Source organism: Janthinobacterium sp. NKUCC06_STL (assembly GCF_019345455.1).
Taxonomy (GTDB): Bacteria; Pseudomonadota; Gammaproteobacteria; order Burkholderiales; family Burkholderiaceae_D; genus Janthinobacterium; species Janthinobacterium rivuli.
In genome coordinates, this window is sequence record NZ_JAHKQY010000007.1 from 31,846 (window position 1) to 56,205 (window position 24,360).

The following is a 24,360-nucleotide window of genomic DNA, read 5'->3' on the forward strand; positions in this document are numbered from 1 at the left end:
TCCAAAGCCAGTCATGTTGTTTTGATAATCCCCGCCACGCCCTGCTCCTCCTCCTGGCGGCTGCCCAGCCACCAGAACGCGGCGGCCAGCACGACGGCCGAAGCCTGTCCCAGCGCCAATTTAAATGCGCTGTCGAACAGCAGCGGTGCGACAAAACCGGACACTAGCGCAAACACCAGCATTTGCACGAAGTTTTGCAGGGACGCTGCCAGGCCCCGCATCCGCGGGAAAATGTCGAGCGTGGACATGGTCATGCCCGGCAAAGCCAGCGACATGCCGAACGCATACAGCATCACGGGCACGACGGCGAACGGGATGCTGGCCGCAAACCAGTGGTTGTAAGCGATATTGAGCGCGCCCGTGGCCGCCATGGCCAGCAAGCCCCAGCGCACCAGCACGGTGCTTTTCACCGCATGCGCCAGCTTGCCCGACAGCGCCGAGCCGCCTACCAGGCCGGCCACCATGGGGATGAACATCCAGCCGAAGGCCGTTTCCGGCAGACGCAGCAGTTCCAGGATGAAATGCGGGGCCGAGGCGATGTACAGGGCGAAGCCGCCAAAGGCAAAGGCCACGGCCAGCGAACGCAGCAGGAACGCCCGGTGGCGCAAGGCCAGCCAGTAATTGCGCGCGATATTGCCTGGGTGGAAAGGCTGGCGCTGCTCGACTGCCAAACTTTCCGGCAAGCCTTTCAGGCAGGCGAGCGCCAGCAGCACGGTGACGGAAAAAGTGAACACGAACGTCGATTGCCAGCCATACGCCACGTGCAGCCAGCCGCCGATGATGGGGGCGATGGCCGGCGCGATGCCGAACACCATCATGATATTGGCCAGCATCTTTTGCGCGGCCGAGCCCGACAAGCTGTCGCGCACGATGGCCTGGCCGATGACCCTGCCCGCTCCCGCCGAGGCGCCCTGCATGCCACGGAAGAACAACAGCCAGCCAAAGCTGGGCGCGAACGCGGCGCCGATGGAGCCGACGGCAAAAAGCAGCAAGGATGCCAGGATCACGGGACGGCGGCCGAACGAGTCGGACAAGGTGCCATAAAACAAGGTCATGAAGGCATAGGCGGCCAGGTAGACGCTCAGGGTCTGCTGCACCAGCACGCTGCTGACATCGAAATGCACGCCGATCGCGGGAAACGATGGCAGGAAGGTATCGGTGGCGAACGGGCCCAGCATGGCCAGCCCGGCCAGCACCAGAGTCAGGTTGCGGGCCTTCATGCAAGCTCCTGCGCAACATGCTGGCGGCGCAAGCCATCGAGGGCCGCCAGCGAGAAGGCGGCAATGTGCCGGGCGATATCGGCGATACCCGCCTCGTCATAGGTGATTTCCGGCACCACCAGTTCATGCACGATGCGCGAACGGGCATAAAACACCACCTGGCCAATCACACTGAACACGCATTTCTGCACCACCTCGGCGGGCATGGCCGGCCCCACCACGCCACGGATCAAGCGAGTGAACAGCACGTGCTGCGGACGCACATTGCGCTCGGCCAGCTTGTGGATGGCGGCCGTCGGCTCGATCAGCTCGCGCGCCACCAGGCGGCTGAACAGGGACGCGGAACCGGAGCGCAGCATGTCGGAGACGAGCGCTTCTATGGCCAGGCGCAACTGTTCCACCGGCGGCAGCTGCGCCTGCGCGCTGGCGGCGGCCACGTCCGCAGCCGAGGCCTGCGCCAGCTCGCGCGCATAATCAAAGGCGGCCAGGTACAGCTCTTCCTTGCCATGAAAATAGTAATTGACCATCGCCACGTTGACGTGGGCCGCCTCGCAGATCCTGCGCACGGACGCGAGCTTGTAGCCCTCATCGGCAAACAGCTGGACGGCCGCTTGCAGGATGCGCGTGCGCGCCGGTTCGCTTTCTTTCTCGTTTTCCTTTTTTTGCCTCATGCCATTCCCATCATTTAAACAGTCGTTTAATATTGTGTCGAATTATATCAAACAGTCGTTTAATTTTCAGGCGGACGCAAAAAAGCCCGGCGTACCGGGCTTTCAAGTGTGTAACGGAAAGGCTTAGTGCTTCATCGCCGGCATCGGCGCCGGGGTCGCGCCCAGCGGACGGGCCACGGCATTGACTTCGATGGTTACGCGGCGCTTGTCCTCGCCTTCGACAACGAGGGTCAGCGGGATCTTGTCGCCCGCCTTTACCTGCCCTTTCAGGTCCAGCAGCATCACGTGGTAGCCGCCCGGCTTCAGCTCGACGGCTTTGCCGGCTGGCAAGGCGATTTCCTTGACCTGGCGCATGCGCATCATATTGTCCGTCATGCTCATTTCATGGATTTCCGCCACGCCGGCCACGGGAGAACGCACTTCCAGCAGGCGCATGGCTTTCGGCGCCGTGATCTGCATGAAGGCACCCGTGGCTTTTTGCTGCGGTACGGTGGCGCGCACCCACGGGTCGGAAATCTGCACGCTGGTTTGTGCGATGGCGGAGAAGGACAGCACGGTCAGGGCCGTGGCCAGCAGGGTTTTCAAATGGGTCATGATTATTTCCTCGGTATGGTTATAAGGTGTATTTCGATTTCATCAGGGTCTTGATATCTTGCACGCACTCGTCGCCCGTCAACTGGTGCTTCAAGCCCAGGCGCATGCGTCCCTCGGCATCGAGCACATAGCTGATGGCCGTGTGATCCATCGTGTACGAGCTGCCGCTCGGCACTCTGCGGTAAAAGACCTTGTAATTGAAGGCCGTCTGCGCCGTGTTCTTCGGGTCCGTGCGCAAGCCGAGGAAGCTGGGGTCGAAGGCGCGCATGTATTCGCCCAGCAACTCGGGTGTGTCGCGTTCGGGGTCGATACTGATGAAGATCACTTGCAGTTTATCGGCGTCCGGCCCCAGTTTCTGGCGAATTTCCAGCGCGCGCGACAGGGCTGTCGGGCACACGTCCGGGCATTGCGTGAAGCCAAAGAAGACCATCACATATTTGCCCTTGAAGTCGGCCAGGGTGTACACCTTGCCGTCGGGGCCGCTCAATTTGAAGTCGGGCTTGTAATCGCCTCCCGTCAGGTCGAGGCCGTTGTAATGGGGTTTCGGCGTTGGCTCGCAAGCGGCAAGCGTAAGCAATCCCGCCGTACCGGCGAGAAGGAATAAACGACGTTTCATGGCATTCTGGCCCGAGGGGCGTAGTGGATACGGTTAAGACGTGGAAGGCGTGGCTGGGTGTTCAGGCAGCTGAAGGGGGGCCGCGCGGGCTGGCGGCCAGCCAGGCGAACGGCGCCCGCGGCGCCTGGTAAAACAGGGGCGGATACAGGTCGTGGCCCGTGATGACGGGCAGCGGCGATGCTGACGACGGCGGCAAGCCCACGCTGCCCGCATGGCTGATGCAGAACGGGCAATGCTCGATGTGGTGCAGCGCGGAACCGGTGGTGGATGTGGCGACAGGCGCCAGATCGGCCTGCGTGTAGACGGCGCCGCTGGCCGAGCAGATCTCGACGGCGGCATTGTTCGCGTTCGCATGGTGCGAGGCAAACGCATACGACAGGGACGGCGACAGCGCATTGAGCAGTATCGCCAGGCAGGCGAACCACATATGCCACTGTTTTCGCTTCAATAATGATCCCATGGCCCCGATTATAACGGAGTCTGGCTATCCGGGCGCCGGCCCGCGCAGGAACAGGCTCGGGCGCACGCCCGCCACGTCCACGCAGGCGTCGCAAAACGCGGGGATCGAAGCAAAGCCGGAGCCGGCCGCCACTTGCGCGAGGTCGCGCTCGCCATGCACGCCATCGGCATCCGCTTGCGCCGCCGTGTGCAGCGCGTGCGCCAGGCGCTGCTCGCGCACCAGGCTGAGCAATGCCTCGCCCTCGGAAAACAACCGCGCCCTGGCCTTGTGCGGCGTCACTTGCCACAGGGTGGCCAGGCGCGCCGCCGTCCATTTGCCTTGCGGCGTATCAAAGATGTGCTGCGCCAGCGACTGGCTCCAGCGCTTGCCGCCGCCGTGGCCGCCATCGGGCTCATCGTCTTCCAGCGCCAGGGTGAACACGGCCGGCTTGCCCCGCCCCGGCATCACGTCGCAGGCGAAGCGCAAGAAGGCGGGCACGACGAAGCTGTCGCCGCTGGCCAGTTTCTTGGTGGTGATTTCATTGTGCAAAGTCACAAAACCCTGGCGCACGGTAACGCGCAGCCGCAGCGGAAAGCGCAAGCCCAGCAGGTGCAAGGGATGATCGGAAACGAGGGCCATGCGTCAGGTCAAGGTGGTGAACGAGCCGCCAGCATGCCATACATCGCGCAAGCAGTCTGTCATCACAGCGACGCTACGCCATAACGGCGCAAGCCGTCGAGGTCGACGACGCGGATCGACTGGTAGGCGATGCTGATGAGGTTTAATGCGGCCAAGTGGCCCAGTGCCTGGTTCACGCGCTGGCGCGAAATGCCCGTCAACAAGCCGATTTCTTCCTGCGACAGCTCAAGCACGCTGGAGGTGCGCGGATATAACATGGGGTGGAACAGCTGCGCGATGGCTTGCGCCACTTGCGCATCGACGGCCAGCAGGCGCTGATTCTGGATGGTGGCGATGAATTGCCCCATGCGTTCGTTCAGCTGGCGGATGACGAAGGCATTGAAGGAAAGGCTCTCGGCCAGCAGCAGGTGAAACAGGTCCACCGGCACGAGGAGGATGCCCGATGCGCGCACGGCCACCACGTCGTAGCGGCGCAGCTCGCGCTTGAGCACGCTGCCCTCGCCGCACCAGCCGCCGGCCGGCACGCCGGAAAACGTGGCGCCGCGCCCATCGGCGTTGTAGACGGCCAGCTTGATCAAGCCCGTGTGCACGCCGATCCAGTGCGCCGACGGTTCGCCGCGTCGCGTGATGAAGGCGCCCGCTTCGTAATGTCTGATCACACTGCCGGCGCGCAACAGGGTTTGATGCCGCGCATCGAGGGCCGTGAACCAGTCGTGGCTGTCGAGTTCCGGCATCGCACGTTCTACACTATCGTTGCTATCCATTCCATCCTTCAATTTCACACGTCAGCTGTCACTAAGATGACAGTGATTTTCCAGCACCGGTGCTATGCTAACCGGTATCAATCCCGAAACAGGGAGCTACAAGATTCTTTTACCAGGAGACAAGCATGACAGCTGATTTCAACACCGGCCTCGGCAAAAACAGCGCCAACTACGCCGCCCTCACCCCGCTCGACTATATCGCCAGGGCAGCCGCAGTATATGGCAATCGCCTGGCAATTGCACATGGCGCCGTGCGGCAGACGTGGCAAGAAACGTATGCGCGCACGCGCCGCCTCGCCTCGGGCTTGATCAAGCTGGGCGTGGGCACGGGCGATACGGTGGCCGTGATGTTGCCGAACACGCCCGCCATGGTGGAAGCGAGCTTTGGCGTCCCGATGGCGGGCGCCGTCCTCAACGCCCTGAATATCCGCCTCGACCTGGCCTCGCTGACCTTCATGCTGCGCCATGGCCAGGCGAAAGTCTTGCTGGCCGACACGGAATTTGCCGAACTGGCGCGCCAGATGGCGGCGCAGATTCCCGGCTTGCGCGTGATCCAGGTCAACGACGTGCTGGGACCGGAAGTGGACGCATTTGCCGAGCTCGACTACGAAGCCTTGCTGGCCAGCGGCGACCCCGATTACGACTGGCAGCCGCCTGCGGACGAATGGGATGCCATCGCCCTCAACTACACGTCCGGCACCACGGGCGATCCGAAAGGCGTGGTCTACCACCACCGCGGCGCGGCATTGAATGCCCTGTCGAATATCCTGGAATGGGACATGCCCAAGCATGCCGTGTATTTATGGACCTTGCCGATGTTCCACTGCAATGGCTGGTGCTTCCCGTGGACCGTGGCCGCGCGCGCCGGCGTCAACGTGTGCCTGCGCAAGTTCGAACCAAAACTCGTGTTCGACCTGATGCGCGAATTGCGCATCACCCACTATTGCGCCGCACCCATCGTGCACGCGGCCCTGGCCAACGCGCCCGCCAACTGGCGCGACGGAATCGACTGGACCGTGCGCGGCATGGTGGCCGGTGCGCCGCCGCCGGCGGCCATGGTGGCGAAGATCGAAGCCATGGGCTTTGACTTGATCCACTCGTATGGCTTGACGGAAGTGTATGGCCCGGCCGCCATCTGCGCCGAGCAGGACGAGTGGGCGGCCTTGAGCCAGGAAGAGCGGGCCGTATTGAAATCGCGCCAGGGCGTGCGCTACCACTTGCAAGGCGCCGTGGCCGTGCTCGACCCGGACACCATGCAGCCCGTGGCGGCCGATGGCGAACAGATCGGCGAGATCATGTTCCGTGGCAACATCTGCATGAAGGGTTATCTGAAGAATGAAAAGGCGACGCAGGAAGCGTTCGCGGGCGGCTGGTTCCACACGGGCGACCTCGGCGTCATGTATCCGGATGGCTATATCAAGCTGAAGGACCGCAGCAAGGACATCATCATTTCCGGTGGCGAGAATATTTCCAGCGTGGAAGTGGAAGACGCCCTGTACCACCACCCGCAAGTACTGGCCGCCGCCGTCATCGCCCAGCCGGACGAAAAGTGGGGCGAAACGCCATGCGCGTTCGTCGAACTGCGCGAAGGCGGCACGGTGACGGAAGCGGAATTGATCGCCTTTTGCAAGAACAACCTGGCCGGTTTCAAGGTGCCGAAAGCCATTTATTTCGGCCCCCTGCCCCGCACGTCGACGGGCAAGATCCAGAAGTTCGAACTGCGCAAGCGCATGCAGTCGGACAAGGCCATCGACGTCTGATTTGTTCCCGTCAGTCGCGCTTGCCTTGCAGCCACGCCGGCTGCGCCACCACCAGGCGCGAGAAGCTGGCGATGCTGGCCACGGCGGCGAATCCTGCTGCCAGGCACAGCGCAAACGTCGTGCCCCGGGTGGCGGAGACCGTGAAGCAATAGGCGACCAGCGCCGCGCCTGTGGCTTGGCCGATCAGGCGCGAAGTGGCCACCACGCCGCTGGCGCCGCCAGCCCGTTCGGGCGGTGCGCTGCCCATGATGGCTTTCAGATTGGGCGCCTGGAAGAAACCGAAGCCGATGCCGCACAAGGCCATGCGCCAGCCGATGTCAAACACGCTGGGGTGCGCCGGGATCCACACCAGGGTCAGCAAGCCACCCGCCAGCGCCGCCAGGCCGATGCCGCCCAGCATGCCCGGCGAATAACGGTCGCTCAAACGCCCGGCCACGGGCGCCATCACGGCGACCAGCACGGCCCACGGCGTCATCAAAAAACCCGTCTCGACGGGGGAACGGCCCAGTGTCACTTCAAAATAGAATGGCAGCGAAACGAAGGCCAGCCCCTGCGCGGCGAACGTGCAGATGGCCGTCAGCGACGACAGCAGGAATAATGGACGGCGGAACAGGTCGATCGGCAGCATCGGCGCCGCATGTTCCGCCTGGCGGCGCAGCAGCAAGACAAAGAAAACCGCCACGGCCACCAGTTCCGCCAGCAGGACGGCGCTGGACGCGTGATGGGCCGCGTCGCCAAACAATAAAATGAGCAAGCCGAAGGCCCCCACGTTGTACAGCGCCGTGCGCGCATCGAGCGTGTGGCCGGACAACTTGGTGGCCGGCAGCATGCGGCTGGCGAGGAAAAAGCCGGCCACGCCCAGCGGCACATTGATGGCGAACAGCCACGGCCACGACGCCGTCGCCAGGATCAAGGAAGCGGCCGTGGGGCCGATGGCGAACGCGACGGCCACCACCAGCGCATTGTTACCGAACGCGCGCCCCAGTAAGTGTTTCGGATACAGGGCGCGCAGCAGCGCCGTGTTGACGCTCATCATGGCGCTGGCGCCGATGCCCTGGAACAGCCGCGCCACCACCAGCGAGGGCAAGGACCAGGCCAACGCGCAGGCGAGCGAGGCCAAGGTAAAAAGGAGCATGCCGGAGATAAACACGCGCCGGTAGCCGGCGATTTCGCCGAGGGCGGAAAACGGCAGCAGGGTCGCCACCATGGCCAGTTGGTAAACGTTGACGATCCAGACGGAAGCGGCCGGCGTCGTGTGCAGCTCGCTGGCGATGGCCGGCAAAGCCGTGTTGGCAATGGCCGTATCGAGCGAGGCCATGCCCACGCCGATGGCCAGCGCCAGCATGGCCCATAAACGGGCGCCCGGCGGCAAGCCATCCTCGCCTACCATGACGGCTTGCGTGCGCCGCTGCCTAGTCTGCTGCATAAATACACTACCTGTTCATCTTGCTGATCCGGGCAATACACTAGCATGTATGCAAAAAACCTGCAGGACAGGCAAGCTTACTTCTGGCAGTCGATCACTTTAAAATCTTTCGAATAACAGATGCGCAACTCGCCCGAGTGCTTTTCATAGCCGAGCCAGCGGCCTTTCAATTGCGGGTTGTGCTGCTTCATCCACTGGAACAACTCGTTTTTCGGCATGGTGGAATCCGGCAACTTCAAGGCCTGGAACAGTTCGCGCTCCTTCTCGAAATACTGCTTGGCCGTATCGAAATCGCAGGCGCCATGCTTTTCCCATTCGCCCTGCAGCAAGGCTTCGCCCGGCTGCATGCACATATAGGGCAGGATCTCCGACGGCGCCAGTTTCGGCAAATTGCCCTTGCAGTAGCGCGGGTGCATGTCCGTCTTGCGCGGCGGCGTCACGGAAATATCTTCGCACGTGGCCGGATTGGCCGACTGCGCCCACAGGCCATGCACGATCCAGCCGAACTGGTTGCTCTCGGCGCACTGGAAGGCGGCCTTTTTCGACACGGCGCCACGGCGGCGCTGGCTGTCGCAAAAGCCCGGCGACCACGACAGCGCCAGCATGAAGTAATCGGTGGGCACGTTCGTGCTTTGCTTGTAGCAGGTGTTTTTCTCGTCCGACGGCTTCACGTCGTAATCGTAATAGCTGACGTTGCGCGGAATGGCGCAGCTGGCGTCCGCCGCGTGGACGGCGCCAGCGGACAGGCTGAGGAAAGCGGCGGCCAGCGCGGGCAAGACAGAGCGAATGTTCATCATAATTCCTTCAAGATATAAAAACGCCGGCAACTGGGTGCCGGCGCGGTATCAGTCAAACGTGTACATCAGCAAACTTTATGCATCCAGCCATGCGTATCGGCCGCCGTGCCATGCTGCAAGCCCAGCAACGCTTCGCGCAGGGCCAGGGTGACGGCGCCGTTTTCATTGTTGTTGATGGTCATTTCAAAACCGTTTGCCTTGGCCACGCCCACGGGCGTGATGACGGCGGCCGTGCCGCAGGCGAACACTTCGGTCATGCGGCCCGATGCGATGTCGTCGCGCCATTGCTGGACCGACAATTTACGCTCTTCCGTGGCATAGCCGAGGTCTTTCGCCATTTCCAGCAGGCTGCGGCGGGTGATGCCTGGCAGCAAGGTGCCCGTCAGTTCCGGCGTCACGACGGTGATCTTCTCGCCATCTTTATACACGAAGAAAAGGTTCATGCCGCCCATCTCTTCGATGAATTCGCGGTGCACGGCGTCGAGCCACACGACCTGGTCGCAGCCCTTCTCTTGCGCTTGCGACTGGGCCATCAGGCTGGCAGCGTAGTTGCCCGCGCACTTGGCTTCACCGGTACCGCCCGGCGCGGCGCGCACGAAGTCTTCGCTGATCCACACGGTGACGGGTTTCACGCCTTTCGGGAAGTAGGCGCCGGCTGGCGAGGCGAACAGCACGAACAGGTATTCTTCCGATGGACGCACGCCCAGGTACGGGTCGGTGGCGATCATCAGCGGACGCATGTACAGGCTCTCGCCCGTATTCTTCGGCACCCAGTTGCGGTCTTGCGCAATCAGCGCGTCGCCCGCTTCCAGGAACAGCTCGACAGGAATGGCCGGCATGGCCAGGCGCGCGGCGCTGCGGTTGAAACGCTCCGCGTTTTGTTCCGGACGGAAAGTCTTGATGCTGCCGTCAGGCTGAGCAAACGCCTTGTAGCCTTCGAAGATGGCCTGGCCGTAGTGCAGCGACGAAGCGGACGGGTCCAGCATCAACGGGCCGTAAGCCTTCAGTTCACCCTGCTGCCACTTGCCGTCGCGGTAAGGAATCACCACCATGTGGTCGGTAAAGATGCGGCCAAACGCCGGGTTGACCATGCGCGCGGCGCGCTCGGCGTCGGACAGGGGGTGGGCGGATGGGGTGACGACGAGATTCTGTGTGGAAGTGGTCATGGCGGCAATGGGAACTAGTGAACAGTATCCCTATTGTAGCGCCTATGACGCCCGATCAGGCAAACGGGGATGGCCCCCGCCACGCGAAAACAGGGCGCCATCATTTGCGAATGATTCTCGTTTGCGTTAAAATGTCAGCCTTCCTTCTTCCCGCCATGCCTGACGCACTGCATGGCGGCGCTATCGAAAGCCGCCATGACCACCTCCTCCCTTCCCCAGTTGCGCGCCAGCGCCGACGATGCGCCGCAGACTCGCCAGCTTGCCGCCCCGCAACAACGGCGCTGGCACTGGAGCTGGAAACAGGTGTGGTTTCAATTGCACTGGTTTATCGGCATCACGGCCGGCACGGTGCTGGTAATTATCGGCCTGAGCGGCGCCACCCTGGCCTTCAAGGATGAATTGCTGGACCTCATGAATCCCGGCGTGCGCCACGTCGCCGTGGAAAACCGCGCGCCGCTGACGCCAGCCCAGCTGAGCAACATTGCTGCCGCCGAACACGGCCAGCGCGTGGCCTCGATCACCATGTATGCAGAAGCGGGCGCGGCGCCACGGTTGTTCTTCGCGCCGAAGAATGGCCAGCGGCGCGGCGAGTCGATCTACCTGCACTCGTACACGGGCGCGACCCAGCCGGCGCTGGCGGGCGCGGAATTTTTCGAGTGGACGGAGTCGCTGCACCGTTGGCTGCTGCTGCCGCGCGATCCGGGCCGGCAAGTGGCGGGCGCACTGGCCCTGTGCCTGCTGGGGTTGGCATTGTCGGGCCTGTATCTGCGCTGGCCCCGCCGTCCGCTGGACTGGCGCACCTGGCTGACCTTCGATCCCGCCCTGAAAGGCCGTTCCTTCCTGTGGAATCTGCATGCCGTGGCCGGCACCTGGTGCCTGGTCGTCTACGTGGCGCTGACCCTGACGGGCATTTACTGGAGCTACGACGTGGTGCGCGACAACATCGACGCCTGGGCCGGCAAGCCGCCAAGGATGGCACAGGCGCCCGCGAAAAAAGGCGGCGGCAAGGCGCCCGCCGTCGACATCAGCCTGGCCTGGACCAGCTTCCAGCAGCACGCCGCCGGCTGGACCCTGGCCAGCGTGCGCCTGCCGACGCGCGCTGGAGAAGCCGTGCAATTCACGTGGCTGGCCAGCGATGCGCCGCACGAACGGGCGCGCAGCCGCATGAGCATTGCACCGGCCGACGGCACGCTCACGGAAAACGAACCGTACAGCCAGCAGGCGCTGGGATCGCGCCTCGTCAACATCATTTATCCGCTGCACATGGGCACGTATTTTGGCTTGCCGGGCCGCATCATCGTCACCTTGGCCAGCCTGGGTCTGCCCCTGTTCGCCATCACGGGCTGGATGCTGTACCTGGGCCGCCGCAAGGCTAAGCGGGCCGTGCAGGCGCAGCGCGCCATGCTGGGCGCCGGTGCAGCGAACAAGCAAAATACCGGCTTGCCGACGCTCGTCGCCTACGCCAGCCAATCTGGCCAGGCCGAACGCCTGGCCCTGGAAAGCGCGCGCGCCCTGCAGCAAGCGGGCGTGGCCGTCGACGTGCAATCGCTGGACCGGTTTGATCCCGCACAATTGCGCCAGTACCAACGAGCTCTGATCGTCGCCAGCACCTTTGGCGAAGGCGAGGCGCCGGACGGCACGCGCCGCTTTGCGCGCCTGCTGCAGCAAACCTCGGGCATGCCGCTGGCGGGCCTGGAATTCGGCATGCTGGCCCTCGGCGACCGCCACTACAGCGCCTTCTGCGGCTTTGGCCATGCGCTGGCGCAACAATTGCAGGCGCTGGGCGCCACTTCCCTGTTCCCCTTGATCGAGGTGGACAAGCACGACCCCGCCGCCTTGGCCGGCTGGTCCAAGGCGCTGGCCCGCTGCAGCGGCAGCGCCATCGACGCCATCGGTGTGCAGGAAGAAGTGTCGTATGCCGAGTGGCGCCTGGCGCGCCGCACGCTGCTCAACCCGGGCAGCCTGGGCGGCGAACTGCATGAAATCACCTTGACGGGCCCGGCCGACGCCACCTGGGAAGCGGGCGCGCTGGCGGAAATCATTCCCTGCAATGCGGATGGCAGCGATGGCGACGGTAGCCACCCCGACAGTGCCCATCACGCGCCACGCAGCTATTCACTCGCTTCGCTGCCATCCGATGGCGAACTGCAATTGCTGGTGCGCCAGGAGCGCCATGCGGGCGATGACAACCAGGGCCATGGCCTCGCTTCCGGCTGGCTCACGCGCTTTGCCCCGCTAGGCAGCCCCATCCGCCTGCGCCTGCAAGCCAATCCCGCCTTCGCGCCAGCCCTGGTCGACGTGCCCTGCATTTATATCGGCAACGGTTCCGGCCTGGCCGGCCTGCGTGCGCACCTGCGCGCGCGCCAGCGGGCGGGGCTGGCCCGCAACTGGCTACTGTTCGGCGAGCGCCAGCAAGCTTTTGACAGCGTCTGCGGCGCAGAGTTGCAAGGCTGGCTGGACACTGGCCATCTGGCACGCCTGGACCGTGTCTTTTCGCGCGATGGCAAGGATGGTGGCACACGGCAATACGTACAGGATCGCCTGCGCGCCAGCGCGAATGAACTGCGCGAGTGGCTGGCGCAAGGCGCCATCGTCTACGTGTGCGGCAGCCTGCAAGGCATGGCCACAGGAATCGATGCTGTACTGCAAGAAGTGCTGGGCCAGGAGGGACTCGACGCCCTGCTGGCGGCCGGACGCTACCGCCGCGACGTGTATTGATCTGCCTCAGCCCATCGCCAGCACGGCCCGGCTATGTGGGCAGGCGCACTGTCGGCGCCAGCCATCGGGATAGAGTGGAGACATTCCCCCCACCGTCTGCGAGGCTAGCCATGAAAAACCCCTGGATGAGCATGTACCTGAGCGCGGCCAACCGCATCGCCAACACGGCGCGCGGCCACGCGACAGCGGCCGTCAAGCGCGAGGCGGCGAAAAATACGCGGCAACTGACGCAAGTGTGGTTCGATTCCTTTCTGCCGCCAACAGGCAAGCCACGGCGCAGCCGCAAGGCCAAATAAGCCCGTGGCAACAGGCGAACTGGTGCAGTGCATCACAGCAATAAGTTGAAGTTACGACCAGATGAACTAAACTGCAAGCATGGTAGTGCATAAGGAAGTGACCGGCAGGCGCCGCATCCCCGCGCCGCCGCCGGGACACCGGGAGACGACCATGTTGACGCTCAAAGTGCTGGCCTGCCTTGCCTTGTCGGCCTTGCTGCTTGCGCCCCTCGTGCTGAGGGATACGATGCAATTGTCTGCCGGGCAGCAACTGCAAGTGCCGAATGTCGATGCCCATGCCATGTGGAGCCATTGGCCTCGGCAATAAGACGCGCAGCTGAGAAAACACCGCTGACCGCGTTACCGTGCCTCGTCGTACATTCGTACTGCCTTCGGCACAGCGCCTTGCCAGCGGCGTTTTTCAGCGGCGCTCGGTAACGCGGCGCATCGCTGAAACCGCTTTATTACGGAGGGGAAATTGGTTCCTTCATCCATTTGTTTTTGCCTTGTTTTCCTCGCCCCCTCTTCAGCATATTTTTGATCCAGATCATGAATTTCCCTCTTCGCCGCGTCCACACTGGAACAGTCCGCTTCGCACCGCGACGGACTTAACCTGGAGCATCAGCATGGGTAAATCGCATTGGAAGGATGAGATGGCGCTGGGGGTTCCCGTCATCGACGAGGCGCATGAGGCGCTGTTTCAGGAGCTCGCGCGCCTGCAACAACTGGGCGACCAGCATTTCAGCGTGGCGTTTCGCGAGCTGATTGCGGCCGTCGAACGCGATTTCCGCGAGGAAGAGGATTTGATGGAAGAAATCGCCTTTCCCTCGCTGGCCAACCACCGGGAACAGCATGCGCGCGTGCTCAGCGGCTTGCACCATGCCTGGGCCGCCGTCGATGAAGGCGACCTGGAACAGGGCCGCCATGCGCTGTCGCTCTTGCCGCAATGGCTGATCTTCCACCAGGCCACCATGGATCTGGCCCTGGCGGCGGCGCTGGAACTGGTGCAGCGCCAGCCCAACTAGCCGCTACAGCAGCAGCACCGTGGCTTGCTCGGGCATGACGACGCGGTAATGTCCCGGGTATTTGTCTTCGCCGTCGAAAATCTTGCAAAACACGGGCTGGTTGATGTCGTTGACGGCCGCCTCGTTCATGGGCAAGGTGGCAATCAATTGCTCGCCATCCATCAAGCGCAAGGCGCTGCCCCGCTCGGCTGCGCAAAAGGCCAGCGATTGCACGTCGCTGGCGAACGGCCGCTTGTACCACGGCGTGATGGCCCGCACGGCGCGCCGGGCGTCCTGCAAGACTTGCCCCACGCGCGTGACGTTCCACGCATCGCGCGCCACGGACGGCTGGAGGACGATATTCGCCGTCAGCTCGCCCCTGCCCTTGTTCACCAGGAAAGTGCCGTCCTGCGCGGCGATGTCATCGTTGAGCGGCACGACAAACACGCCGCCGCTGGACACCTTGATTGGCACGGGCGCGCCATTGCCTTGCAAGGCCACGCGCACGTCGTCAATGGTGGCGCTCAGCTTGGCAGGAATCAGGCGCAGGGCCATCACCACGCTGCCGCTCGACACTTGCCACACTTTCCTGGCCGTCAGATAACTTTCGCGATACGCCGTGAAGCGCACGCGCGGCGCCTTGGCGTCGCTGCTGGCCGTGATCGTCACCGTTTGCGACGGCAAGGCGTCCTCTGCGCTCGCCGTTACCTCTGGCGCTGATGCTGCGGATGCGGCCGGCGCAACGGGCGGCGATACAGGTGGCGATACGACCGCGGCGGCGGGCGGCACGCTGGCACTCTGCAGCGGCGCGGGAACAGCCGGCGGCGGCGCGTGCTCCTGGGCCTGGCCCAGCGACACGACACACAACCATCCGGCACAAGCGATCCATGTACGCATGCATTTCTTTCAATGAGGAAAATATTTTATCAGCGCCTGCATTATCGCAGAAGGCCAGCCGATGCGCGCCATAGCCCCAATTGCACTCTTTTGGTGCGAACGCTTGATTATTTGGCAAATGTCCTCTATATTGATAATGATTCTTATTCACAAATGTGACAGGAATCATGCTCATCTTTCCACTGCCAGGCGCGGGTGGAACTGCTATCCAAGCCAGACCACGGGCCAGCGTCACGCCATCCCCCCAGCTACTGCGCACCTCGCCAGACGAGATAGGAACACACACGACTAAAAATACTCCAGGAAAATTATGCAATCGATCACCATCGTCTCTTCTTCGCGCCAGCCCGCCTTGCGCCCCCTGCCCCGTTTATTACACATCGCTCTGCTGAGCCTTGCCGCCGGCGTGGTCTTGCCGGCACACGCAACCGACGCCGCCGCGGCCGACGTCACCATGCCGGCCGTCACGGTGCTGGGCCAGTCGATGACCACCACGGAAGGCACGCAGTCGTACACGGCAGGCGAAACGCGCAGCGCCACGCGCATGGACCTGTCCCTGCGCGAGACACCGCAATCGGTCAGCGTCATCACGCGCCAGTTGCTCGACGACCTGGGCGCCGTGCGGCTGGACCAGGCGCTGGCGCAGACGACGGGCATCCAGGTGGGCCAGAATGACACGGAGCGCACGACCTTTTATGCGCGCGGCTTCGGCATCAACAATATCCAGATCGATGGCATGGCGCGCGGCGGCAATGCGCCATTGCAAGACACGATTTTGTACGACCGCATCGAGGTCGTGCGCGGCGCCACCGGCCTGATGGGCGGCAAAGGCGACCCTTCGGCCACCATCAACATGATACGCAAGCGGCCCACGAAAGCCTTCCAGGCCAGCGCCGGCCTGATCATGGGCCGCTGGGATGACCAGCGCATCGAAGCCGACCTGTCCACGCCGCTGAACGCGGAAGGCAGCGTGCGTGCGCGCACGGCCCTGGCCTGGCAAAAACGCGACTCCTACCTGGACATGTATCACGAGCGCAAGACGGTCGGCATGCTCATCGTCGAGGCGGACGTGCGTCCCGGCACCCTGCTGACGGCCGGCGTCGATTTCCAGGACAACCAACCCACAGGCGCCACCTGGGGCGCCGTGCCCTACTGGAACGCGGACGGCAGTCTGGCGAACTTGCCACGCAATACCAGCTGGACGACGCCATGGAGCACCTGGGCCAACAAGCAGCACACGGTATTTACGTCGCTGGATCAGCGCCTGCCCGGCAACTGGAATATGCACCTCGGCTATGCGCGCACGGAAAGCACGAACCGCACCACCGTTCTCTATGCAGGCAAGGGTTATCCCGATCCCGCCACCGGCGAAGGCATGAAACTATGGACGGGCGCCTGGGGCGCAGGCAAGAAGAACAGCGACAATTTCGACGTGTACGCCAGCGGTCCCTTCACCTTGCTGGGACGCAAGCACACGGCCATCGTCGGCTGGAACGGCGGCAATCAGCGCTCGCGCTCGCTGGGTGGTGAAGCGGAAATCAATTACCCGGACTTTATCCCCGATTACCGCAGCTGGACAGGCAACATTCCCCGCCCCGTGTTCCACCCGGACGGCTCGCACTCGGAAACCGTCACGCGCCTGGCGGGCGGCTATGTCGCCACGCGCCTGAGCCTGGCCGACCCGCTGCATGTGATCATCGGTGCGCGCAGCAGCACTTACCGCACGGATACACGCGATTACAACACGCAAGGCGTGTACACGGGCAGCGGCGACTTCGTGGAAACGCGCAACGAGGTCACGCCCTACGTGGGCGCCGTGTTCGACATCAACAAGCAGTATTCGGCCTACGCCAGCTTCACGCAGCTGTTCAACCCGCAATCGAGCAAGGACCGCAACGACAAGTTCCTGGCGCCGGAAACGGGCGACAATGCCGAGTTGGGTATCAAGGGGGAGTTCTATGAAGGCAAGCTGAACGCCTCGGCCGCCCTGTTCCACACGAAGAAAAAGAATCTGGCGGAACTCGACCGCACGGTGCCGCCCGGCTTTTTGCTGCCCGACGGCGGCCAGGCCATGGTGGCCAACGGCGCCGGCGTGACTGCCAAGGGCGTCGAGTTCGACGTCTCCGGCCAGATCACGCCGGCTTGGGAAGCGAGCGGCGGCTATACTTATCTGCACGCGGCAGAGGCCGATGGCCGCCGCGCCGCCACCACGCAGCCGCGACATTTGCTGCGCCTGGCCACCAGCTACCGTTTCGATGGCCAGCTGGCCGGCTTGAGGGCGGGCGCCAGCATGACGGCACAAAGCGCCACCTACAGCGAATCGTGGTACGGCCGCCCGCCCTCGGGCAGAATCACGAATATCCCGCAAGCGGGCTACGCGCTGTTCAACGCCATGGCCAGCTATGCGCTCAACCGCCACGCCAGCGTGCAGCTGAACGTGAATAACTTGCTCGACAAAAAGTACTACCGCAACGTGGGCTTCTTCGACGGCGTGTTCTGGGGCGAACCGCGCAACATCAGCCTGGCCGTGCGCACGGCGTTTTAAGCGCGCCAGTGCGCGGGCGCGGGCAGGGTAAAACCTTCGAGCAAGGGGCCGCCCACGGGCGCCAGCACGGCGGCGGCGACTTGCTCGAACGCGTGCTGCCCGGCCGGCAAGTCGCTGGCGACCAGGCGCAGCGCGCCATCGAGCTGGTCGGCGATGGCGGCGTCGAAGGCCTGCAGGCGGCGAAACAGGTGCTTGCCCTCGCCGCTCCATTCACCCGCCGCGCGCAAGTGCAGGTCGGCCAGCGCCGGATACAGCTGACAGGCAACGGCCAGCGCCTCGCCCGGGTGCTGGCTGTCGACCAGGTCTTCCAGCGCGGTGGTGATGGCGTAGCGGCGCCGCAGTAAATTGTCGACGTCCAGCACGGGCGGCCCGGCGGCGGCGAATGCTTGCGCCAGCGCCAGCAACTGCGCGTGCTGCGGTCCGGGCGCGGCGATGTTCTCGCCTTCGAGCACCATCATCGCCAGCGGCACCGTGCCGCCTGGCGCATCGATTTCCTTGCAAAAATACGTGAACGTGGCCACGTCGTGCGCGAACAGTTCCACCGTGCGCCCTTCGGCTACAAGAGTATCGCGCCAGGCGCAATCGACGTGGTCGAACAGCAGCAGCAAGTCGATATCGGAACTGGGCGTCTGCCGGCCCGTGGCGAACGAGCCGCCGATGATGGCCGCCACGGCCGTGGGGTAGCGCTGCCGCACCAGCCGCGCGGCAATCGCGCGGATATCGTCATAGCTGGGAATCGTCGTCAAAGCCAGTTCTCCGTGCCGAAAAACCCTATCCTACACGCAATATGCACACTGCCGCCATCCTGCTACACTGGCGCTCTCCGATCAAGGAACAGACATGGAATACGACTGCATCGTGGTGCCCTCGCCCGTGGGCGAGCTGACCCTGGTGGCGCGCGGCGCGGCGCTGGCCGCCATCCTGTGGGAAAACGACAAGCCTAACCGCGTGCGCCTGGGCGCGATGCGCGTCGGTGACAGTTGCGCCGTGCTGCAGGAAACGGCGCGCCAGCTGGGGGAATATTTCGCCGGCACGCGCCAGCGTTTTGAGGTGCCGCTCGATTTTGCCGGCACACCATTCCAGCAGGAAGTGTGGCGCGCGCTGCTGACGATACCGTATGGCCAGACGCGCAGCTATGGCGAAATCGCGCGCCAGATCGGCCGGCCCGCCGCCGTGCGCGCCGTGGGCGCCGCCAACGGCAAGAATCCCATTTCCATCATCGCCCCCTGCCACCGGGTCATCGGCGCCACGGGCGAGTTGACGGGCTTTGCGGGCGGCCTGCATGCCAAGGAAACCTTGCTGGCCCTGGAAGGCATCGCCCTGTCCAGCGACCGCGAAACGCTGAAAACGGGCCACGCCCGCCGCCGCGCCGTGCCCATCAATACGGCGCAAGGCTGCTTGTTTTAGGCTGCAGCATCGTGCCCCTTGTGGGATACTCACGCCCCCGTTCAAGCAAACACATCCTATGTCCTATCTTGTCATCCTGTTTTTTGTCGTTCTGTATTTGCTGGCCACCTTCTTTTTCCACATCCCCGCCCTCGTCGCCCTCGTGTATGGCGTGCTGAGCCTGAGCTGTTTCGTGGCCTATGCGATCGACAAATCGGCCGCAAAAGGGGGACGCTGGCGCACCTCGGAACGCACCCTGCTGCTATTGGGGCTGCTGTGCGGCTGGCCTGGCGCCGTGCTGGCCCAGCAATGGCTGCGCCACAAGTCCAGCAAGCGCTCGTTCCGCATCGTGTTCTGGATCACGGTCGCCCTCAATATCGGCGCCTTCGTGTATTTCAGCATGCATTACGCGGCGCCCGATATCGGCACGGAAGTAGCGCCCATCGAACTGTAAAACTGTGTCCCGCCAAGATGTAACAATTATTGCAGCGCATTGTTCTTGAAATGATCACCTGTCAGAATATCAATATTCACGATATTCAAGCTAATTCATTTACACGGGAAAATACTTTTCAAGCATGCGTACTTTGCAAATCCACCATTCCTTCTTGTTCCGCCTTGCCGCAGCGATTTGTTTCGCCATTACCTTGGCGGGCTGCACAAGCTATCGCTATATTCCGCCGGACTCGGATGCCGGGCGTCAATGCGTGACGAGCTGCGGGACCAATCAACAGATATGCATTGCCGGCAAGGAGCAGGTTGCTGCAGCCCAGGCACAAGCTTGCGAGATGCGCAACGTCAGTACGGTTTCCATCTGCCTGGCAGTGGCGAAAACCGATGCGGACCGGGAACTGTGCTCGAAGAAACGCCAATATTGTTCCTCCAGCCCTTCTGGAACGTGGCAATGCGAGTCAGACTACAGAGCGTGCTATACGCAATGCGGCGGCAGGATCGAGGAGAGCGAATAAAGTAGCAAAGGCTGATGCCGCCGAAACGAGAGGCCGGCGCGGCAGGCTAGATTGATCTTGTTACTCGCCCAGCAGGCGCAGCGATTCCAGCCAGTCCGCCTTCCATTCGCGCAATAAAGGTTGCGTGGCGAACGCCTTTTTCAGATGCGCCATCGGCACGCGGTGCACGTCGTGCAAGCCGAACGCCAACGTCACCGGATGCCACAGGTGGCTGTTCTTGCCGCCGCGCGAATTCTTGCGCACGCGCGCGCCATCGTCGCCAAAGATGCCCACGCCGCTGGCCATTCCCTGGTCCAGGTCGACCTTGCCCACGCCGGCAAAGGCCAGCAAAATCTGCTCGCGGCCCAAGCCCTTCAAGGCGCTGGGCAAGACCACCGGCGCCTTGTCCGCCTGCGCTTCAGCGGGCTGCGGATGCTGCAATTCCTTGAGCAAACGCAACAGATCGCGCTCCTGGAAGTGCAAGCCGTCCAAGGGCACGCGCAGTCCGGGCGCCTTCAGCTCGATGGCGATGTTGCCCGAGTCGCGCGTAAAACGCAGCCACACATCGTCCGCACCCGAAGCCAGGTGCTGCTTGTCCTCGATAAACACGACGGGCGCCGCATAGCGCGTCACGCCGTCATGGAACAGCTCGGCCCATGCTTCGCTGTAATCGAGCCAGACAAACGGCAAGCCGCCCTGCTCCAGCAAACGCGCCAGGGTCCACGGCGTGCCCGTCTCTTGCGCCAGCCAGGCACAGGCTTCGATTGCGGTGGCGCGGTATGGCAGGGATAGGGAGGTCATGGCGGTTCCATCGATAAATGTGGAGCGCAGTGTAGCAGACGCCGTCACCATCGCTACGGCAGGCGCATCCGGCGCGCCCTTCCTGCGCGATGTGCTAGGCTGGAAACAGCAGCACGCGCCACGGCCACCTCGGCAACATGGCGCACCACCGCGAGGAGATCATCATGCATTCGAGCACCAACGCCGCCACCGCACCCGCCCCGCCACCGGAGCGCGATTCGCCCACGCCGGCCAATGAAGGCCATGCCGAGGAAGCACTCGATGAAGCGCTCAAGGAAAGCTTTCCGGCCAGCGACCCGATCGCCATTGCCACCCCAAAGCCAGCCGGCAAGACACCTTCCTGATACACGCCCCAACAGCCACCCTTGCGGTGGCTTCTTTTTTTGCTGAAACTGAATCCGGACGCCCCGCCCCCGCGTACATGGCTATGCCATGACCGAACGACGTTACCACGCGGAAAGGAATCGCCATGCAGCATTACAGCAAAAAGACGGATCCCATGGACCAGCGCCTGTATCTGGCCCAGCGTATCGACCGGGCCGATGCGCGTTTGCAGCGCTTGCACGATGCCGCCGAGCGGGAACGCTGTGCGCAATGGATCACGGCCTGGGCCGTGGCGGCGGGTGCCGACGCGCCGCGCGGCATGAAACTGCGCATCCGTGGCGAATTCATCTTGCTGTAGCAAGCAAAAAGCCCCGCCGGGCATGGCGCCGGGCGGGGCTGTTCAGTTCGTACTGCGGCCAGTTGGCCTAGTCGCGGTACTGCTCGGGCGTCGTGTCGCCATCGGCGATTTCATACCACATCGCATTGAGCACGGCGAAGGTCGCCGCCAGCGGAAGACCCAGTATCCAGGCGAAATACCACATAGTTATATCCTTTCGTAAATTCTTAGTAGGCGTGACCACTGTCGTCTTCGATGGCTTTGCCGTCAACCTTACCCCACAGCACTTTATACACCCACGTCGTGTACGCCACGATGAGGGGAATGAAAACGGCCGTGACGACCAGCATGATGAACAGGGTCATGTGGCTGGACGAGGAATCCCACACCGTCAGGCTGGCGCGCGGGTCGATCGACGAAGGCAGGATGAACGGGAACATGGCCGCGCCCACGCCGAGGATGATGCCGGCGATGGCCGCCGCGCTGGCCAGCAAGGCCGGTACTTCGCGGCGCGCGCGCTGGAAGGCGAAGGCCAGCAGCGGGCAAAGCAGACCCAGTGCAGGGGCGATCCAGGTCCACGGATGGGCTGCAAAGTTGAGGAACCAGGCGCCCACGTGCACTTGCGCCGTTTTCAGCATCGGGTTCGACGGACCGTCGACGACGACGGCGCTGGTGACGCGGTAGCCATCGACCCACAGCCACAGGGCCACGCCGGCGGCCGCATACAGCACGACGGTGGCGATGGCCGCCACGCTGCCGTAGCGGCGCGCCCGTTCAGCCACGGCACCGTCCGTTTTCAGCTGCAGCCAGGTGGCGCCGTGCATCACCAGCATGGCGACCGAGACGAGGCCGCACAGCAGCGCGAACGGGTTGAGCAGCGCAAAGAAGGTGCCGTCATAGAAGATGTGCATGTCTGGCGAGAAACGGAACGGCACGCCTTGCAGCACGTTGCCGATCGCCACGCCGCAGATCAGGGCCGGCACGAAGCCGCCCACGAACAGGGCCGCGTCCCAGCGGGCGCGCCAGCGCGGGTCTTCGCGCTTGCTGCGGAATTTGAACGCCACGGGACGCACGATCAGCGCCACCAGGATGACGAACATGGCCAGGTAAAAGCCCGAGAACGAGACGGCGTACAGCTGCGGCCAGGCGGCGAAGATGGCGCCGCCGCCAAGGATCAGCCATACCTGGTTGCCTTCCCACACGGGACCGATACTGTTGATGACGACCCTGCGTTCCAGGTCCGTCTTGCCGACGAAAGGCAGCAAAATACCCGTGCCCAGGTCGAAGCCGTCCGTGATGGCAAAGCCCACCAGCAGGATGCCGATCAGCAGCCACCAGATCAGGCGCAGGGTTTCATACGAAATCATTTCATGCAAAATCATGGTCTGGCCCTCCTCAGGCGCGTTGAGTATGAATGGCTGCGGCCGCAGGCGCGGGGGCCGGCGCCTTCTCTTCCGGCCCCTTGCGGATGGCCTTGAGCATGAGCTTCATTTCGATAATCAGCAGCACGGTGTAGATGGCGGCAAAGCCGGCAATCGTGATCAACAGGGTCGAAGCGCCCAGGTTGGAGACGGCCACGGCCGTTGGCAGCACGCCTTCGATGACCCACGGCTGGCGGCCCACTTCAGCCACGATCCAGCCCGCCTCAATCGCCACCCACGGCAGCGGGATGGCGAACACGGCCAGCTTCAGCAACCAGCGGTGCTTGTCCAGGGTGCGGCGCGTCGACAGCACGAAGAACGTACCTGTCAGCAAGATAAAGAACATGCCCAGGCCCACCATCACACGGAAGGACCAGAACAAGGGCCCCACGGGCGGCACGGTATCGAGCGCGGCCTTGCGGATCTGCTCGGGCGTGGCCTGGCGCGGGTCGTCGACATAGCGTTTCAGCAACAAGGCATAGCCCATGGACTGGCCTTTCGACTCGAACATATCCTTCGCGTCCTGCGGCACGGGGGCGCCTGGCGCCACGCCGCGGATGGTTTGCAGCGCGTCATACGCCTTGATGCCATCCTTGATCAGCAGCTCGCCACGGTCGACCAGTTGCTCGATGCCGGGAATTTCCGTCGACAGCGAACGCGTGCCGATCAAGCCCATCACCATCGGGATGTGCACGGCGTAATGCGTCTCGCGCGCTTTCGCGTCCGGGAAGCCGATGGCCGTGAAGGCGGCCGGGGCCGGCTCCGTGGTCCACATGGCCTCGATGGCGGCCAGCTTCATCTTTTGATGTTCGGACGACAGGTAGCCGCTTTCATCACCGAGCACCACCACCGACAAGGTGGCGGCCAGGCCGAACGAGGCGGCCACCGTCATCGAGCGCTTGGCCAGCTGCACGTGGCGGCCCTTCAGCAGATACCAGGCGGAAATACCGAGCACGAAGATGGCCGCCGCCGTGTAACCGGCCGACACCGTGTGCACGAATTTCGCCTGCGCCACGGGGTTCGTCAGCACGGCGCCGAAGTCCGTCACTTCCATGCGCATGGTTTGCGGATTGAAGGCCGCGCCGACGGGATTTTGCATCCAGCCGTTGGCGATCAAAATCCACAGGGCCGAGAAGTTCGAACCGATGGCCACCAGCCAGGTCGTGACCAGGTGGCCCCGCTTCGACAGCTTGTCCCAGCCGAAGAAGAACAGGCCGACGAAGGTCGCTTCCAGGAAGAAGGCCATCAAACCCTCGATGGCCAGCGGCGCGCCGAAAATGTCGCCCACATAATGGCTGTAGTAGCTCCAGTTCATGCCGAACTGGAATTCCATGACGATGCCCGTCGCCACGCCCATGGCGAAGTTGATGCCGAACAAGACACCCCAGAACTTGGTCATGTCGCGCCAGATGGGGCGGTTCGTCATCACGTAAACCGTCTCCATGATGGCGAGGATCACTGACAGGCCGATCGTCAGCGGAACAAATATAAAGTGGTACAGAGCTGTCAGCGCGAACTGCAGTCTGGATAAAGCGACAATATCGAAGTCCATATGATTTCCTTGGTGTTTCCCTACTGTGTGTAAACTTGCTACCTTTCAAATACTGCCCGCT

At 63.3% G+C, this 24,360-nt stretch carries 27 protein-coding genes; 11 read left to right on the forward strand and 16 right to left on the reverse strand.

Annotation, left to right across the window (positions count from 1 at the left end; all coding sequences use genetic code 11):
• Positions 1-11: 11 nt before the first annotated feature.
• The 7 genes from KO539_RS20445 to KO539_RS20475 form a co-directional block, all read right to left on the reverse strand.
• Positions 12-1,220, reverse strand: coding sequence for a multidrug effflux MFS transporter (locus KO539_RS20445; RefSeq protein WP_219311300.1), 1,209 nt, complete (start codon positions 1,218-1,220; stop codon positions 12-14).
• The gene (locus tag KO539_RS20450) at positions 1,217-1,891 is read right to left on the reverse strand and encodes a CerR family C-terminal domain-containing protein (RefSeq protein ID WP_219311302.1); all 675 of its coding nucleotides are present in this window, start codon (positions 1,889-1,891) and stop codon (positions 1,217-1,219) included. The genes KO539_RS20445 and KO539_RS20450 overlap by 4 nt, the downstream gene beginning before the upstream one ends.
• Positions 1,892-2,014: 123 nt before the next feature.
• On the reverse strand, positions 2,015-2,485 hold the full coding sequence (locus tag KO539_RS20455; RefSeq protein ID WP_219311304.1) for a copper chaperone PCu(A)C: 471 nt from the start codon (positions 2,483-2,485) through the stop codon (positions 2,015-2,017).
• Positions 2,486-2,504: 19 nt separating this feature from the next.
• Positions 2,505-3,101 carry an SCO family protein gene (locus tag KO539_RS20460; protein ID WP_257626383.1) on the reverse strand — a complete coding sequence of 199 codons (597 nt, stop codon included), beginning with the start codon at positions 3,099-3,101 and terminating at the stop codon, positions 2,505-2,507.
• Positions 3,102-3,162: 61 nt separating this feature from the next.
• Positions 3,163-3,549: a DUF2946 domain-containing protein gene (locus KO539_RS20465; protein WP_219311306.1), complete on the reverse strand. Its 387-nt coding sequence runs from the start codon at positions 3,547-3,549 to the stop codon at positions 3,163-3,165.
• Positions 3,550-3,585: 36 nt separating this feature from the next.
• Positions 3,586-4,179, reverse strand: a complete 594-nt coding sequence (locus KO539_RS20470; RefSeq protein ID WP_219311308.1) for a helix-turn-helix domain-containing protein — start codon at positions 4,177-4,179, stop codon at positions 3,586-3,588.
• Between the two features lie 62 nt (positions 4,180-4,241).
• Positions 4,242-4,943 carry a Crp/Fnr family transcriptional regulator gene (locus tag KO539_RS20475; RefSeq protein WP_374106468.1) on the reverse strand — a complete coding sequence of 234 codons (702 nt, stop codon included), beginning with the start codon at positions 4,941-4,943 and terminating at the stop codon, positions 4,242-4,244.
• Positions 4,944-5,068: 125 nt separating this feature from the next.
• Here KO539_RS20475 and KO539_RS20480 point away from each other — a divergent pair, with 125 nt between their 5' ends.
• Positions 5,069-6,703: an acyl-CoA synthetase gene (locus tag KO539_RS20480; RefSeq protein ID WP_219311310.1), complete on the forward strand. Its 1,635-nt coding sequence runs from the start codon at positions 5,069-5,071 to the stop codon at positions 6,701-6,703.
• Positions 6,704-6,713: 10 nt separating this feature from the next.
• Here the strand turns inward: KO539_RS20480 and KO539_RS20485 are convergent, their stop codons facing one another.
• The 3 genes from KO539_RS20485 to KO539_RS20495 all read right to left on the reverse strand — a co-directional run bounded on the left by KO539_RS20485 (position 6,714) and on the right by KO539_RS20495 (position 10,092).
• The gene (locus tag KO539_RS20485; RefSeq protein ID WP_219311312.1) at positions 6,714-8,129 is read right to left on the reverse strand and encodes an MFS transporter; all 1,416 of its coding nucleotides are present in this window, start codon (positions 8,127-8,129) and stop codon (positions 6,714-6,716) included.
• Between the two features lie 77 nt (positions 8,130-8,206).
• Entirely contained in the window at positions 8,207-8,923 is a 717-nt protein-coding gene (locus KO539_RS20490) for a hypothetical protein (RefSeq protein ID WP_219311314.1), read from the reverse strand.
• A 68-nt stretch (positions 8,924-8,991) separates the two neighbouring features.
• Entirely contained in the window at positions 8,992-10,092 is a 1,101-nt protein-coding gene (locus tag KO539_RS20495; protein WP_219311316.1) for a branched-chain amino acid aminotransferase, read from the reverse strand.
• A 195-nt stretch (positions 10,093-10,287) separates the two neighbouring features.
• On the opposite strand from KO539_RS20495, the gene KO539_RS20500 reads away from it, so the two are divergent.
• From KO539_RS20500 to KO539_RS20515, 4 genes are all read left to right on the forward strand, one after another.
• The gene (locus KO539_RS20500) at positions 10,288-12,810 is read left to right on the forward strand and encodes a sulfite reductase flavoprotein subunit alpha (RefSeq protein ID WP_219311318.1); all 2,523 of its coding nucleotides are present in this window, start codon (positions 10,288-10,290) and stop codon (positions 12,808-12,810) included.
• A gap of 110 nt (positions 12,811-12,920) precedes the next feature.
• Positions 12,921-13,106: a hypothetical protein gene (locus KO539_RS20505; RefSeq protein WP_099402374.1), complete on the forward strand. Its 186-nt coding sequence runs from the start codon at positions 12,921-12,923 to the stop codon at positions 13,104-13,106.
• A gap of 151 nt (positions 13,107-13,257) precedes the next feature.
• Positions 13,258-13,413, forward strand: coding sequence for a hypothetical protein (locus KO539_RS20510; RefSeq protein ID WP_158300157.1), 156 nt, complete (start codon positions 13,258-13,260; stop codon positions 13,411-13,413).
• A 298-nt stretch (positions 13,414-13,711) separates the two neighbouring features.
• Positions 13,712-14,110 (forward strand): bacteriohemerythrin, encoded by a 399-nt coding sequence (locus tag KO539_RS20515; protein WP_034757497.1) that lies wholly within the window; start codon positions 13,712-13,714, stop codon positions 14,108-14,110.
• 3 nt (positions 14,111-14,113) lie between these two features.
• Here the strand turns inward: KO539_RS20515 and KO539_RS20520 are convergent, their stop codons facing one another.
• Positions 14,114-14,986, reverse strand: coding sequence for a hypothetical protein (locus tag KO539_RS20520; RefSeq protein ID WP_219311319.1), 873 nt, complete (start codon positions 14,984-14,986; stop codon positions 14,114-14,116).
• Positions 14,987-15,296: 310 nt separating this feature from the next.
• On the opposite strand from KO539_RS20520, the gene KO539_RS20525 reads away from it, so the two are divergent.
• Positions 15,297-17,531: a TonB-dependent siderophore receptor gene (locus KO539_RS20525; RefSeq protein WP_219311321.1), complete on the forward strand. Its 2,235-nt coding sequence runs from the start codon at positions 15,297-15,299 to the stop codon at positions 17,529-17,531.
• On the opposite strand, the gene KO539_RS20530 is transcribed toward KO539_RS20525, so the two are convergent.
• Positions 17,528-18,277, reverse strand: coding sequence for a nucleotidyltransferase domain-containing protein (locus KO539_RS20530; protein WP_219311323.1), 750 nt, complete (start codon positions 18,275-18,277; stop codon positions 17,528-17,530). The genes KO539_RS20525 and KO539_RS20530 overlap by 4 nt on opposite strands.
• Before the next feature lie 94 nt (positions 18,278-18,371).
• On the opposite strand from KO539_RS20530, the gene KO539_RS20535 reads away from it, so the two are divergent.
• The 3 genes from KO539_RS20535 (at position 18,372) to KO539_RS20545 (ending at position 19,885) form a co-directional block, all read left to right on the forward strand.
• Positions 18,372-18,938: a methylated-DNA--[protein]-cysteine S-methyltransferase gene (locus tag KO539_RS20535; RefSeq protein WP_219311325.1), complete on the forward strand. Its 567-nt coding sequence runs from the start codon at positions 18,372-18,374 to the stop codon at positions 18,936-18,938.
• Positions 18,939-18,996: 58 nt separating this feature from the next.
• On the forward strand, positions 18,997-19,371 hold the full coding sequence (locus KO539_RS20540) for a DUF1294 domain-containing protein (RefSeq protein ID WP_035817813.1): 375 nt from the start codon (positions 18,997-18,999) through the stop codon (positions 19,369-19,371).
• Between the two features lie 124 nt (positions 19,372-19,495).
• Positions 19,496-19,885: a hypothetical protein gene (locus tag KO539_RS20545; protein WP_219311326.1), complete on the forward strand. Its 390-nt coding sequence runs from the start codon at positions 19,496-19,498 to the stop codon at positions 19,883-19,885.
• Positions 19,886-19,945: 60 nt separating this feature from the next.
• Here KO539_RS20545 and KO539_RS20550 read toward each other — a convergent pair whose 3' ends face one another.
• On the reverse strand, positions 19,946-20,665 hold the full coding sequence (locus KO539_RS20550) for a hypothetical protein (RefSeq protein WP_219311328.1): 720 nt from the start codon (positions 20,663-20,665) through the stop codon (positions 19,946-19,948).
• A 164-nt stretch (positions 20,666-20,829) separates the two neighbouring features.
• Between KO539_RS20550 and KO539_RS20555 the strand changes: the two genes are divergently transcribed.
• Both KO539_RS20555 and KO539_RS20560 read left to right on the forward strand, forming a co-directional pair.
• Positions 20,830-21,009 (forward strand): hypothetical protein, encoded by a 180-nt coding sequence (locus KO539_RS20555; RefSeq protein ID WP_099379565.1) that lies wholly within the window; start codon positions 20,830-20,832, stop codon positions 21,007-21,009.
• 125 nt (positions 21,010-21,134) lie between these two features.
• A complete protein-coding gene (locus KO539_RS20560; protein ID WP_035817803.1) occupies positions 21,135-21,347 on the forward strand; it encodes a hypothetical protein in 213 nt (70 codons plus the stop codon).
• Between the two features lie 67 nt (positions 21,348-21,414).
• Here the strand turns inward: KO539_RS20560 and cydX are convergent, their stop codons facing one another.
• Genes cydX through KO539_RS20575 form a run of 3 tightly spaced genes read right to left on the reverse strand, consistent with a single transcriptional unit; the run spans position 21,415 to position 24,299 of the window.
• Positions 21,415-21,531 carry a cytochrome bd-I oxidase subunit CydX gene (gene cydX / locus KO539_RS20565; protein WP_034757467.1) on the reverse strand — a complete coding sequence of 39 codons (117 nt, stop codon included), beginning with the start codon at positions 21,529-21,531 and terminating at the stop codon, positions 21,415-21,417.
• A gap of 22 nt (positions 21,532-21,553) precedes the next feature.
• Complete coding sequence (gene cydB, locus KO539_RS20570; protein ID WP_219311330.1) at positions 21,554-22,708, reverse strand: cytochrome d ubiquinol oxidase subunit II; 1,155 nt, start codon at positions 22,706-22,708, stop codon at positions 21,554-21,556.
• Between the two features lie 13 nt (positions 22,709-22,721).
• Complete coding sequence (locus KO539_RS20575; protein ID WP_219311332.1) at positions 22,722-24,299, reverse strand: cytochrome ubiquinol oxidase subunit I; 1,578 nt, start codon at positions 24,297-24,299, stop codon at positions 22,722-22,724.
• Between the last annotated feature and the right edge of the window lie 61 nt (positions 24,300-24,360).

What these genes read in the sequence shown, in the direction of transcription:
- KO539_RS20545 (WP_219311326.1), top strand. Translation starts at nt 19,496, where the DNA reads ATGCGTACTTTGCAAATCCACCATTCCTTCTTGTTCCGCCTTGCCGCA.
- KO539_RS20555 (WP_099379565.1), top strand. Translation starts at nt 20,830, where the DNA reads ATGCATTCGAGCACCAACGCCGCCACCGCACCCGCCCCGCCACCGGAG.
- KO539_RS20490 (WP_219311314.1), bottom strand. Translation starts at nt 8,923, where the DNA reads ATGAACATTCGCTCTGTCTTGCCCGCGCTGGCCGCCGCTTTCCTCAGC.
- KO539_RS20460 (WP_257626383.1), bottom strand. Translation starts at nt 3,101, where the DNA reads ATGAAACGTCGTTTATTCCTTCTCGCCGGTACGGCGGGATTGCTTACG.
- KO539_RS20525 (WP_219311321.1), top strand. Translation starts at nt 15,297, where the DNA reads ATGCAATCGATCACCATCGTCTCTTCTTCGCGCCAGCCCGCCTTGCGC.
- KO539_RS20445 (WP_219311300.1), bottom strand. Translation starts at nt 1,220, where the DNA reads ATGAAGGCCCGCAACCTGACTCTGGTGCTGGCCGGGCTGGCCATGCTG.
- KO539_RS20495 (WP_219311316.1), bottom strand. Translation starts at nt 10,092, where the DNA reads ATGACCACTTCCACACAGAATCTCGTCGTCACCCCATCCGCCCACCCC.
- KO539_RS20510 (WP_158300157.1), top strand. Translation starts at nt 13,258, where the DNA reads ATGTTGACGCTCAAAGTGCTGGCCTGCCTTGCCTTGTCGGCCTTGCTG.
- KO539_RS20475 (WP_374106468.1), bottom strand. Translation starts at nt 4,943, where the DNA reads ATGGATAGCAACGATAGTGTAGAACGTGCGATGCCGGAACTCGACAGC.
- KO539_RS20470 (WP_219311308.1), bottom strand. Translation starts at nt 4,179, where the DNA reads ATGGCCCTCGTTTCCGATCATCCCTTGCACCTGCTGGGCTTGCGCTTT.
- KO539_RS20560 (WP_035817803.1), top strand. Translation starts at nt 21,135, where the DNA reads ATGCAGCATTACAGCAAAAAGACGGATCCCATGGACCAGCGCCTGTAT.
- KO539_RS20500 (WP_219311318.1), top strand. Translation starts at nt 10,288, where the DNA reads ATGACCACCTCCTCCCTTCCCCAGTTGCGCGCCAGCGCCGACGATGCG.
- KO539_RS20455 (WP_219311304.1), bottom strand. Translation starts at nt 2,485, where the DNA reads ATGACCCATTTGAAAACCCTGCTGGCCACGGCCCTGACCGTGCTGTCC.
- cydX (WP_034757467.1), bottom strand. Translation starts at nt 21,531, where the DNA reads ATGTGGTATTTCGCCTGGATACTGGGTCTTCCGCTGGCGGCGACCTTC.
- cydB (WP_219311330.1), bottom strand. Translation starts at nt 22,708, where the DNA reads ATGATTTTGCATGAAATGATTTCGTATGAAACCCTGCGCCTGATCTGG.
- KO539_RS20505 (WP_099402374.1), top strand. Translation starts at nt 12,921, where the DNA reads ATGAAAAACCCCTGGATGAGCATGTACCTGAGCGCGGCCAACCGCATC.
- KO539_RS20450 (WP_219311302.1), bottom strand. Translation starts at nt 1,891, where the DNA reads ATGAGGCAAAAAAAGGAAAACGAGAAAGAAAGCGAACCGGCGCGCACG.
- KO539_RS20575 (WP_219311332.1), bottom strand. Translation starts at nt 24,299, where the DNA reads ATGGACTTCGATATTGTCGCTTTATCCAGACTGCAGTTCGCGCTGACA.
- KO539_RS20550 (WP_219311328.1), bottom strand. Translation starts at nt 20,665, where the DNA reads ATGACCTCCCTATCCCTGCCATACCGCGCCACCGCAATCGAAGCCTGT.
- KO539_RS20540 (WP_035817813.1), top strand. Translation starts at nt 18,997, where the DNA reads ATGTCCTATCTTGTCATCCTGTTTTTTGTCGTTCTGTATTTGCTGGCC.
- KO539_RS20515 (WP_034757497.1), top strand. Translation starts at nt 13,712, where the DNA reads ATGGGTAAATCGCATTGGAAGGATGAGATGGCGCTGGGGGTTCCCGTC.
- KO539_RS20480 (WP_219311310.1), top strand. Translation starts at nt 5,069, where the DNA reads ATGACAGCTGATTTCAACACCGGCCTCGGCAAAAACAGCGCCAACTAC.
- KO539_RS20535 (WP_219311325.1), top strand. Translation starts at nt 18,372, where the DNA reads ATGGAATACGACTGCATCGTGGTGCCCTCGCCCGTGGGCGAGCTGACC.
- KO539_RS20520 (WP_219311319.1), bottom strand. Translation starts at nt 14,986, where the DNA reads ATGCGTACATGGATCGCTTGTGCCGGATGGTTGTGTGTCGTGTCGCTG.
- KO539_RS20485 (WP_219311312.1), bottom strand. Translation starts at nt 8,129, where the DNA reads ATGCAGCAGACTAGGCAGCGGCGCACGCAAGCCGTCATGGTAGGCGAG.